This is a genomic window from Rhodoferax sp. U11-2br (genome assembly GCF_018619435.1).
In the GTDB taxonomy this organism is placed as follows: Bacteria; Pseudomonadota; Gammaproteobacteria; order Burkholderiales; family Burkholderiaceae_C; genus Rhodoferax.
The window spans coordinates 63,368-75,137 of sequence record NZ_JAHFZF010000025.1; the positions used below are offsets into that span (position 1 = coordinate 63,368).

Here is an 11,770-nt window from a genome sequence, read left to right on the forward strand (position 1 = left end):
TGTTTTGGGGCGTTGGGCACCAAAAACTGCCAACCCATCTGCCATGACCCAGCCCCTCTCGTTGAAAGAACGTATCCAGAGCCAATACGCAGACCTGTCGCTGGTCGATTGCAAACTGGCCGACGTGCTGCTGACGCGTGAGAAAGACCTGCTCGCCTACAACGCTTCCGAGCTGGCGGCGCTGGCCGGTGTGTCCAAGGCCAGCACCGCACGCTTTTTCAAGCGTCTGGGTTTTGGCGACTTCCAGGCCTTTCGGCAACACCTGCGCGACGGCGCGCCGCAGTCCTCACCGCTGTACCGCATGGTGCAGCAGGGCACACGGATCAGCCCGCTGCAGCAGCACCTCAGCCAGGATGTACAGCAGTTGCAGGCCATGGCCGACAGTGTCCAGGAGGTCCAGGTGCAACAGGCCACCCAGTTGCTGGCCAATGCACGTCGGGTCTGGGTGGTGGGTTACAGAAATGGCTACATGGCCGCTTTTTATGCCCAGGCCCTGCTGTCGCAGCTGCGTGCCGACGTGCACTTGCTCAATGACGGATCGGGCGAAGATGCTGAACGCTTGGCCGACATCCGCAAGGGTGATGTGCTGCTGGCCATGGACTTTCGCCGCCGCACCCGCCGTCTGAGCCAGGTGGTGAACATTGCCTGTGATGCGGGTGCGGTGCTGGTGCTGGTCAGTGATGCCCATGTCTCGGCCCTGGCCTCACGTGCCCAGGCCTTGTTTGTTTGCCCGGTTACTGGTGAGGCGGTGTTTGACTCCTATGTGGGAGCCGTCAGCCTGATCAATCACCTGGCCAACACGACCCTGACCCAACTCAGCCCCAAAGCCCGTGCCCGCATGGCAGCCATCGAACAGGCCCATGCGCAACTGGCTGATCTTGAATCCTCTTTTTGAAGCCCGTCACACCCATGAAGCCCTTGAACCCACATCCCGTCACGCTGTACCGCAACCCCCGTTTCACGCCCGCCGAGGCTTACGGCGCCGACCGCACCAGTCTGCTCAGTGCGCCAGCCATGGCGCAGGCGCAGGCAGTCATCAGCGCCTGGCCGGGTTATGCTCCCACCCCTTTGTTGGCCTTGCCCGGCCTGGCACGCGCCGCAGGTGTGGCCAGCATCCATTACAAGGACGAAGCGGGTCGCTTTGGGCTAGGCAGCTTCAAGGCGCTGGGCGGGGCCTATGCGGTGGCCAGCCTGCTGTGCCGTGAACTGGGTCAGCGCCTGGGCCGTCTGGTCAGCCACGACGAGTTGCAGAGCGACCCGGTGCTGCGCCAAGCCTGTGCCGACATCACCGTGACCTGTGCCACCGATGGCAATCATGGCCGCTCGGTGGCTTGGGGTGCGCAGATGCTGGGCTGCCGTTGTGTCATCTACATCCACGCCACCGTCAGCGAGGGGCGCAAGCAGGCCATTGCCCGCTACGGCGCCCAGGTGGTGCGCACCAGCGGCAATTACGACCAGGCAGTGCAACAGGCCGATCACGATGCCAAGGCCCAGGGCTGGTTTGTGATCTCGGACACCTCTTACCCAGGCTATATGGACGTTCCGCGTGATGTGATGCAGGGTTACCAGTTGATGGTGCATGAGGCGGCAAGCGCGTTGCCGCAGTGGCCTACCCATGTGTTGGTTCAGGCTGGTGTGGGTGGTTTTGCGGCGGCGGTATGTGCCTATTTCTGGGAACGTCACCCCGAGCAGCGTCCGGTGTTTGTGGTGGTGGAGCCCGAGCGGGCAGACTGCCTGTTGCAAAGCGCGCGTGCCGGTGAGGTGGTGGCCGTCAAGGGCGATCTGGATACCCTGATGGCTGGCTTGGCCTGTGGCGAGGTGTCTTTGCTGGCCTGGCAGGTGCTGGCCAGCGGTGCCAACGCGTTCTGCACCATCCCCGATGCGGCAGCGGTGGAGACCATGCGCTTGCTGGCCAGCCCACAGCCGGGTGATCCCGCCATTGTGGCGGGGGAGTCTGCGGTGGCTGGTCTGGCGGCGCTGCTGTTGATGGCAGAAGATCCTTCTGCCAGCGCCAACCTGGGCCTGACACCCGATAGCCGGGTGCTGCTGTTTGGCAGCGAGGGGGACACCGATCCCACCCTCTACCAGCAACTGGTGGGTCGCAGCGCGAGCCAGGTGCGCGAACAGGGGAGCGACGCATGAGCCTCCCGCAGATCAACGGTCTGCGGCTTGTGGACAGCCTGCAGGCGCTAGGCCAGATCGGCGCCCTGCCCGGTGGTGGGGTGAGCCGCCTGGCCCTCACCGAAGCCGATGGCCAGGGGCGTGATTGGGTGGTGGCACGTATGCGTGAGTTGGGCTTGTGTGTGGAGGTGGACGCCATTGGCAACATTTTTGGTACCTTGCCAGGCACCCAGGAGCTGCCGCCGGTGATGGTCGGCTCCCATATCGACACCGTGCGCACCGGGGGGGTGTATGACGGCAACTACGGCGTGCTGGCTGGCCTGGAGATGGTGGCCACCCTGCGCGAGGCCGGGCTGCGGCCCCGTCGACCCTTGACCGTGGCGGTGTTCACCAACGAGGAGGGCGTGCGCTTCCAGCCTGACATGATGGGCAGCCTGGTCTATGTGGGCGGGATGGCGCTGGCAGAGGCCTTGGCCACCTGTGATACCGACGGTGTGTCGGTGCGTTCCGAGCTGCAGCAGATCGGTTATCTTGGCAGCGTCCCGGTGGGTGTCCCGCAGGTGGACAGTTATGTCGAATTACACATCGAGCAAGGGCCGGTGCTGGAGCAGATGGGGCTGCAGATCGGGGTGGTGGAGGGTGTGCAAGGCATCTCCTGGACCGAGTTCACCGTGGCAGGCCAGTCTAACCACGCGGGCACCACCCCCATGGCCCTGCGTCACGACGCAGCCCTGGTGGCCTCGCAGGTGGCGGTGTTTGTGCGGGAGCTGAGTCGTCGCATGGGGGGGCGCCAACTGGCTACCGTCGGGGCATTGCGGCTTAGCCCGAACCTGGTCAACGTCATTGCCCAGCAAGCGGTGTTTACCGTGGACTTGCGCAACACCGACGCCCAGGCCCTGGCGCAGGCCGAGCGTGAGCTGCTGGCCTATGTCTGCGATGCCGCCGAGGCTGAAGGGGTGGCCATCCATTCGCGTACGCTGGCCCGTTTTGAGCCGGTGGCTTTTGACCCGGCGCTGGTGGACCTGGTGGCTCAGCAGGCGCAAGCCCTGGGCTGTAGCCACCAGCGCATGCCCAGCGGCGCCGGGCACGATGCCCAGATGCTGGCCCGGGTCTGCCCCAGCGCCATGATTTTTGTGCCCAGTGTGGGCGGCCTCAGCCACAACGTGCGCGAGCACACCGATCCCGCCGATCTGCAGCGCGGCGCCCAACTGCTGCTGCAGGTGGTGCTGGCGCTGGCCAACCGCCCGTCTTGAACCCACTTGAAGGAATAACTTGTATGCCACGCTATCTCAACGTCGCCCTGGGTCAGCTCGGCCCCATCCAGCGCTCTGACGCCCGCCCCGAGGTGGTGGCGCGCCTGTGTGCACTCATGCGCCAAGCCCACGAAGTCGGCGCGCAACTCATCGTGTTTCCGGAGTTGGCCCTGACCACGTTTTTCCCGCGCTGGTACATCGAAGACGAGGCCGAGCTCAACAGTTTTTGTGAGCGCAGCATGCCCAATGCCGCCACCCAGCCGCTGTTTGACCTGGCGCGCGAACTGGGGGTGGGCTTCTACCTGGGTTATGCCGAACTGGCGCAGGAGACCGCAGGGGAGGTGCGCTACAACACCTCGATCCTGGTGGACCGCACCGGCCAGATCGTGGCCAAGTACCGCAAGGTGCACCTGCCCGGCCATTCCGAGCACGAACCCTGGCGTCGTTTCCAGCATCTGGAGAAGCGCTATTTCACCCCGGGGACGGGCTGGCAGGTGACGCAGGCCTTTGGTGGTGTTTTGGGCATGGCCATTTGTAATGACCGGCGCTGGGCCGAGACCTACCGGGTGATGGGCCTGCAAGGGGTCGAGATGGTGCTGATTGGCTACAACACCCCGGTGCACAACGCACCGGCGCCCGAGCATGACGACCTCTCGCTGTTTCACAACCAGCTCTCGATGCAGGCCGGGGCCTACCAGAACGGCACCTGGGTGGTGGGTGTGGCCAAAGCCGGGGCCGAGGAGGGCGTGGACAGCATTGGTGGCAGCTGCATCATCGCGCCTTCTGGCGAGGTGGTGGCGCGCTGTTTGACCAAAAGCGACGAGATGGCGATCGCCCGCTGTGACCTGGACTTCTGCGCCATCTACAAACGCACCACTTTCAACTTCGATCTGCATCGCCAGCCACAGGCTTATGGTTTGATCACGGCAAGAAAAGGTGAAACCCTGGCCGCAGATGGCCGGTTGTTGGGCTGACAGACTGCGCTGGAAAGGTTCCTGTCGGTGTGGGTGACGGTCAATCCGATGGGCCAACTTGGCCGTGTTCTTTATATCAAATTCGGCTGTAGCCCTTTTATAACAAGGGTTTATAGATATCAATTAAAGAGCGTTCATCGAACCGAGCTGGTTTTTGGAAAAACGCTGTCAGCTTGAGGTAAGATAGTCACATTGTGAAACGTAAATCAATTTTTTTGAAACACTGTGCTGAACTGAAATGCAAGCTTCCGTTCATCCTGCTGTTTTGACCGTTCACCCCCGTCTTTTTACCGCTCTCTGGAAAAGCCTCCAAGGCCATTTGACCCCTCCTAACATGCGCCCCGTGATCAAACACTTAAGCATTTATTGAGGAAGTAAAAATGGACCAAGCGATATATTTCGTGATCGTTACAGTCTGCGTCCTTGCCATTGCATACCGCTTTTACGGGGTATTCTTTGTCAACAAGGTCCTGGCTGCCGACGACAGGGATGTGACGCCATCGCACCAGCTGCAAGATGGCAAAAACTACGTGCCCACCAAGAAGTGGGTCAATGCCGGTCAACACTTTGCCGCAATTGCGGCTGCCGGACCACTGGTCGGCCCGGTGTTGGCGGCGCAGTTCGGTTATCTGCCGGGCTTCATTTGGCTGTTGGTGGGGGCTGTGATCGGTGGCGCCGTGCACGACACCGTGGTGCTGTTTGCATCCATGAAGCACCAGGGCAAGTCGCTCTCGGAAGTCGCCAAAGCTGAGCTCGGTCCTGTGGCTGGCTGGAGCACTGGCCTGGCGATGTTGTGCATCATCACCATCACCATGGCGGGTCTGTCGATCGTGGTGGTCCATGCGCTGGAACGCAACGCCTGGGGCACGTTTGCGGTGTTCATGACGGTGCCCATTGCGATTGCGCTGGGCTTGTTTGAGCGCTACTTTGGCTCTTCCAAATGGGCTACCTACCTGGGGTTGGCGGCCATTGTGGCTTCCATTGCCTACGGTCCCCATTTGCAAGGCACGATGGTCGGTGACTGGCTGACGCTGCACAAGACCACCGTGAGCTGGATTCTGCCGATTTACGCCTTCTTTGCGACCGCCTTGCCGGTCTGGATGTTGCTGACACCGCGTGGTTACCTGTCGAGCTTCATGAAAATCGGTGTTTTTGCGGCGCTGGTGGTGGGTGTGGTTTTCATCAACCCGACCATCCAGTTCCCGGCGGTGACCGAGTTCATCAACGGCGGTGGCCCGATCATCAAGGGCTCGGTCTGGCCGTTCATTTCGATCACCATTGCCTGTGGTGCGATCTCTGGTTTCCATGCCTTCATCGGCTCGGGCACCACGCCCAAGCTGGTCGACAAATGGAGCGATATCCTGCCTGTGGCTTTTGGCGCCATGCTGGTGGAATGCTTGGTCGCGGTGATGGCCTTGATTGCTGCAACCTCGCTGCATCCGGCTGACTACTTTGCCATCAACTCCACTCCCGAAGTGTTCAAGACCCTGGGTATGACCGTGGTGGACCTGCCTCGTCTGAGCCAGGAAATGGGTCTTGACCTGGTCGGCCGTACCGGTGGTGCGGTGACGCTGGCGGTGGGCATGGCCTACATCTTCACCAAGTTGTCCTGGTTCACCGATCTGGCAGCTTATTTCTTCCAGTTTGTGATCATGTTCGAAGCGGTGTTCATTCTGACCGCTGTGGACTCCGGCACCCGTGTGTCACGTTATTTGATTCAAGACTTGTTGGGTGATGTGTTCCCGGCCATGAAACGCCTGGACTCCATGCCTGCGGCCATCACCGCCAGTGTCATTGCCTGCGTGTTGTGGGGTTACCTGCTGCTCTCGGGTGACATCAGCTCGGTCTGGGCGCTGTTTGGTGTGTCCAACCAGTTGATGGCTTCGGTGGGTCTGATGATTGGTGCCACCATCATCATGCGCATCTCCAAAAAACGCATCTATGCCCTGACCTGCCTGATTCCTCTGGCCTACCTGTTTGTCACGGTGAACTACGCCGGCTACTGGATGATTGCCAATGTTTATCTGAATGCTGCTGCCAAAGGGTACAGCCTGTTCAATGCGGTGATCGCCTCGGCCATGATGGTCCTGGGCATGGTCATCATGTTTGCCTCACTCAAGCGCTGGGCCGAGTTATGGAAAGCCCGGGGTGAATCTACTGCGATTCCTCCGAGCATGTTGCCTTCCGCTGCTTGATATGCCATCTACGGCAACGGCCCACCCGGCCGTTGCCGCGATAACAGGATGTCTTGATCTACCAGGTTAATGCATCCAATAGCCACAAGCCAACTTAACCTTATAGGAATGTCAATGAACGCGTTAACAAAAATTGCAAGTCGTCAGGATCCCTGGGCTGGTTTTGCGACCGGTGCTTGGACGGAAAGTGTGGATGTTCGGGGCTTTATCCAGGCCAATTACACGCCGTATCTCGGCGACGCCTCTTTCCTCGAGGGGCCAACAGCACGCACCACCGCCCTCTGGGCCAAGCTGCAGGAGCTGCTGAAACAGGAACAGAAAAAAGGGGTTCTCGATGTGTCCCTGAAACCCTCCAGCATCACCGCCCATGACGCTGGCTACATCGACCAAGACCTGGAAATCATCGTTGGCCTGCAAACTGATGCGCCGCTCAAACGCGCCATCATGCCCAACGGTGGTCTGCGCATGGTGGAAGGTGGTCTGAACGCCTTTGGCTTCGAGATGGATCCCGCCGTGTCCGAAACCTGGACCAAGTACCGCAAAGACCACAACAGCGGCGTTTTTGATGTGTACTCACCGGAAATCATGAAGGCCCGTAAATCGGCCATCCTGACCGGTCTGCCAGACGCCTATGGCCGTGGCCGCATCATTGGTGACTACCGCCGCGTGGCGCTGTACGGTGTCGACGCCTTGCGCGCTTTCAAGAAGGCCTCGTTCCACGAACTCGACGGCGTCGAGTTCTCTGAAAGTGTGATCCGCTTGCGCGAAGAGCTCTCCGAGCAATTCCGTGCCCTCGATGAACTCAAACAAATGGGCGCCAAGTATGGTTTTGACCTCGGTCGCCCGGCTGAAAACGCCCGCGAAGCGGTGCAGTGGACGTATCTGGCTTACCTGGCTGCGGTCAAGGAGCAAAACGGTGCGGCTATGTCGATTGGCCGTATCTCGACCTTCCTCGACATCTATTTCGAGCGTGACCTGGCGGTTGGCCTGATCAGCGAAAGAGATGTCCAGGAAATGATGGACGACCTGGTGATCAAGCTGCGCATCGTGCGTTTCCTGCGTACACCAGAATACGACCAATTGTTCTCTGGCGACCCGACCTGGGTCACCGAGTCCATCGGCGGTGTCGGTGAAGATGGCCGCTCCCTTGTCACCAAAACCAGCTTCCGCGTGCTGCACACCCTGTACAACCTGGGACCGGCACCCGAGCCAAACCTGACCGTGTTGTGGTCCGAGAAGCTGCCTCAGGGTTTCAAGGAGTTCTGTGCCAAGACCTCGATCGACACCTGCTCGGTGCAGTACGAAAACGACGACCTGATGCGCCCCTACTGGGGTGATGACTACGGTATCGCCTGCTGCGTTTCCGCCATGCGGATTGGCAAACAGATGCAGTTCTTTGGTGCCCGCGCCAACTTGGCCAAAGCCATGTTGTACGCCATCAACGGTGGTCGTGACGAGCTCAGTGGTGACCAAGTGGGTCCGAAGTTTGAGCCGATCCTCGGTGACGTGCTCAGCTACGACGAGGTGGTGGCCAAGTTCCTGCCGATGATGGAGTGGCTGTCGGGCGTTTACATGAAGTCGCTCAACGCCATCCACTACATGCACGACAAATACGCCTACGAGCGTATCGAGATGGCGCTGCACGACCGCGACATTTTGCGCACCATGGCATGTGGCATCGCCGGTCTGTCGGTGGTGGCGGACTCTTTGTCGGCCATGCGTTATGCCAAGGTTTCGGTGGTTCGTGATGAACGCGGCCTGGCGACCGACTTCAAGATTGAAGGCGAGTACCCGGCGTTTGGCAACAACGATGAACGTGTGGATTCAATCGCCACCTGGGCTGTTGAAACCTTCATGGGTTACCTGAAGCAACAACGCGCCTACCGCGACGCTACACCCACCATGTCGGTGCTGACCATCACCTCCAACGTGGTGTATGGCAAGAAGACCGGCAACACGCCCGATGGTCGCAAGGCCGGTCAACCGTTTGCACCGGGTGCCAACCCGATGCACGGCCGCGACCAAAAGGGTGCACTGGCGTCGATGTCATCGGTGTGCAAGCTGCCCTACACCTGCTCGCAGGACGGTATCTCCTACACCTTCACCGTGGTGCCGGGCGCCCTGGGCCGCACCGAAGGTGAACGGGTCAAGAACCTGGCAGGTATGCTGGACGGCTACTTCGAGAGCAATGGCCACCACATCAACGTCAACGTGCTGGACCGTGAAACCCTGTTGCATGCGATGGACCACCCTGAGCTGTACCCGCAACTGACCATCCGGGTGTCCGGTTACGCAGTGAACTTCATCAAGCTGACGCGTGAGCAGCAGCTCGATGTGGTGAACCGCACCTTCCACGCCGGCCACTGAGGCTGGTTGGATCTCATCCGCCGCCACCCCGTTGAGGTGGCGGCAAGTCACGGGCGAGGGGGAGGGTGTGCTTGTGCCACCTGGTCACCCAACACATACCAAGGTGCCCGTGAACGCCATGACTGGCTGGGCAGCGCCCAGCCATAGTCGCTTGACCTGCCGACGCCTGCTTGGCCGGGCTGGGTCAAGCCCTGTTCACTAAGAGGAAAATCACGTGTTAGCTGATACTGTTTCTGCCAAACAAGCCGCTTACCTGGTGCTCAACGCCGGTTCGTCGAGCTTGAAATTTTCGGCCTTCCGCCAAAACGCACAGGGTAACGACCTGGAAACCCTGTTGTCCGGGCAGATTTCCGGCATCGGCAGCGAGGCCCGCTTCGAAGCCAAGAGTGCCGACCGTCGCCCGTTGGGTGCACACACCTGGGATACCAAAGATTCTGACAACCGCGACATCCTGCTCCAGTATGTGCTGGACTGGCTGGGCACCACCCTGGGCGACTATGACATCGTGGCGGTGGGCCACCGCGTGGTCCATGGCGGCATGAACCTGGGCCAGCCGATGCAAGTCACCCCGAACTTGCTCGACGAACTCGACAGCCTGGTGCCATTGGCCCCGCTGCATCAGCCACACAATGTGGCGCCGATCCGTATCCTGGCCAAGAACTTCCCTGATCTGAAACAGGTGGCCTGTTTTGACACCGCTTTCCACAGCACCCAGCCTGCCATGGCGCGCCACTTTGGCCTGCCCCAGGCGCTGACCGACGAAGGTGTCTGCAGTTACGGCTTTCACGGCCTGTCCTACGAATACGTGACCAGCCATTTGCGGGAAACCCGTCCCGATTTGGCCCAGGGCCATGTGGTCATCTGCCATCTGGGCAATGGCTCCAGCCTGTGTGCGGTCAAGGCTGGGCAGAGCATGGACACCTCGATGGGTTTCTCGGTGCTCAACGGCGTCCCGATGGGCACCCGCAGCGGCAGCATCGACCCCGGAGTTCTGTTCTACCTGATGCGCGAGAAAAACATGGGACTCGAAGCGCTCGAAGACCTGCTGTACCGCCAGTCCGGGTTGCTAGGCATTTCCGGCATTTCGAACGACATGAAGGTGCTGCAAGAGTCCAGTGAGCCCGCAGCCCAGAAGGCCGTGGACTTGTTCTGCTTCCGCGTGGCCAAGGAAGTGGCGGCCATGGCTGCGTCCATGGGCGGTCTCGATGCGCTGGTGTTTACCGCCGGCATTGGTGAAAACTCGCCAGAGATCCGTGCCGCTGTGGTTCAACAACTGGCCTGGCTGGGTGTCAAGGTAGATGCCGCTGCCAATACCAAAAAGGCCTATGACATCTCTGCCCCTGATGCCAAGGTGCCGGTGTTCATTGTGCCGACCAACGAAGAAAAAATGATCGCCAAACACACCATCCGGGTGCTGGGGCACACATTGGGCCAAGCCTGAGTTTTCCACCGACGAACCCAAGGCCGGGCTGATCTGCCTGGCCTTGTCACCACACGACTGTCATGTTCAAAAACACTGAGGACGGATGCTCTCCCAAGCACCATGCTGAGCACGCCAAAAGCTCGGCCACACCCGGCGCAAACGTCGGTTTCTCCATGGACCCCCTGATGCCCGATGCCGTTGCGCTGGCAGCTGAAGAGGTGGGTGTCAAAAAAGCCAAACTGGCACCCTGGGTGCTGTTTGGTCTGGCTGTCCTGGGCGGGGCTTTTGTGGCCCTGGGGGGCTTGTTTGCCACGGTCACCATCTCGGGTGCGTCTGGCCATTTGCCTTACGGCGTGATGCGCCTGCTGATGGGGGCGACTTTTTCACTCGGGCTGATGCTGGTGGTGATTGCCGGCGCGCAGCTGTTCACCAGCGACGCGCTGATGGTCATGGCCTGGGCCAGTGGCCGCCTCAAGACCGGGCGCATGCTGCGGGTCTGGTGCACCGTCTGGCTCGGCAATTTTGTCGGCGCCTTGGGTGTGGCGGCCTTGGTGTTTCTCTCGGGGCAGTACACCTTTGGCCACGGTGAGGTGGGTGCTTCGGCGCTGTACCTGGCCACCGCCAAAAGCACGCTGGCACCGGACAAGGCGTTTTTCCTGGGCATTCTCTGTAACGTGCTGGTGTGCCTGGCGGCCTGGGTGGCCATGGCGGCGCGCAGCATTGGAGACAAGATCCTGGCGATGTTTTTCCCGATCGCGGCCTTTGTCGCGGCCGGGTTCGAGCACTGTGTGGCCAATATGTATTTCATTCCACTGGGCCTGTTCATCGAATGGTGGGCACCCGAGTCGTTCTGGACGGAGCTGGCCCACAACGGCGTGGCACGGCCAAACATCCCGGTGGACCAGTTTGCCATCAACCTGGCTGCCGTCACCCTGGGCAACTGGGTCGGTGGTGCCTTGCTGGTCGGTGCGGTGTATTGGCTGATCTTCCGCCACGGCCAACCCACCAAGGCCGCAGCAGAAAAAAGCAGCTTCAAGGACGCCTGATCACCGAGCTTGACCAGCACCACCCGGTTGCTGGTCAACCCGGCCTGGGCGAAGTCAGGCATCTGCCAGTAAAGTTAAGCCCATGAGCCTTGCCTCCATCGAACTGATCCTGACCCTGCTGCAGCAGACCTGTGTTTACCTGGTCATTGCCTACCTGCTCAGCCGCACCCGCATTTTTATCCCACTGATGCACGTCACCATCCGGCTGCCACACCGGGTGACCTGTTATGTGGTGTTCTCGCTGTTTTGCATCATGGGCACCTATCTCGGTCACAAGATCGACGATTCGATTGCCAACACACGGGCCATCGGTGCCGCGCTGGGTGGTGTTTTGGGGGGCCATGGGTTGGGCTTGCTGTGGGGCTGACGGGCGGGTTGCACCGCTATACGC

Annotated in this window: 9 protein-coding genes; all 9 read left to right on the forward strand. The window is 60.6% G+C overall.

Annotation, left to right across the window (positions count from 1 at the left end; translation table 11 throughout):
* Positions 1–43 precede the first annotated feature (43 nt).
* The 9 genes from KKO72_RS15430 (at position 44) to KKO72_RS15470 (ending at position 11,746) form a co-directional block, all read left to right on the forward strand.
* Positions 44–895, forward strand: a complete 852-nt coding sequence (locus KKO72_RS15430) for a MurR/RpiR family transcriptional regulator (RefSeq protein ID WP_214940425.1) — start codon at positions 44–46, stop codon at positions 893–895.
* A gap of 14 nt (positions 896–909) precedes the next feature.
* A complete protein-coding gene (locus KKO72_RS15435) occupies positions 910–2,142 on the forward strand; it encodes a diaminopropionate ammonia-lyase (RefSeq protein WP_214940438.1) in 1,233 nt (410 codons plus the stop codon).
* Positions 2,139–3,374: a Zn-dependent hydrolase gene (locus tag KKO72_RS15440; protein WP_214940443.1), complete on the forward strand. Its 1,236-nt coding sequence runs from the start codon at positions 2,139–2,141 to the stop codon at positions 3,372–3,374. The genes KKO72_RS15435 and KKO72_RS15440 overlap by 4 nt, the downstream gene beginning before the upstream one ends.
* A 23-nt stretch (positions 3,375–3,397) precedes the next feature.
* The gene (locus tag KKO72_RS15445; protein WP_214940445.1) at positions 3,398–4,348 is read left to right on the forward strand and encodes an N-carbamoyl-D-amino-acid hydrolase; all 951 of its coding nucleotides are present in this window, start codon (positions 3,398–3,400) and stop codon (positions 4,346–4,348) included.
* A 380-nt stretch (positions 4,349–4,728) separates the two neighbouring features.
* A complete protein-coding gene (locus tag KKO72_RS15450; RefSeq protein WP_214940449.1) occupies positions 4,729–6,543 on the forward strand; it encodes a carbon starvation protein A in 1,815 nt (604 codons plus the stop codon).
* A gap of 114 nt (positions 6,544–6,657) precedes the next feature.
* Entirely contained in the window at positions 6,658–8,910 is a 2,253-nt protein-coding gene (gene pflB / locus KKO72_RS15455; RefSeq protein WP_214940452.1) for a formate C-acetyltransferase, read from the forward strand.
* A gap of 214 nt (positions 8,911–9,124) precedes the next feature.
* Positions 9,125–10,351 (forward strand): acetate/propionate family kinase, encoded by a 1,227-nt coding sequence (locus tag KKO72_RS15460; protein WP_371736891.1) that lies wholly within the window; start codon positions 9,125–9,127, stop codon positions 10,349–10,351.
* Between the two features lie 62 nt (positions 10,352–10,413).
* On the forward strand, positions 10,414–11,379 hold the full coding sequence (locus tag KKO72_RS15465) for a formate/nitrite transporter family protein (protein ID WP_251140698.1): 966 nt from the start codon (positions 10,414–10,416) through the stop codon (positions 11,377–11,379).
* An 82-nt stretch (positions 11,380–11,461) separates the two neighbouring features.
* Positions 11,462–11,746 (forward strand): LytS/YhcK type 5TM receptor domain-containing protein, encoded by a 285-nt coding sequence (locus tag KKO72_RS15470; RefSeq protein WP_305849456.1) that lies wholly within the window; start codon positions 11,462–11,464, stop codon positions 11,744–11,746.
* Positions 11,747–11,770 lie beyond the last annotated feature (24 nt).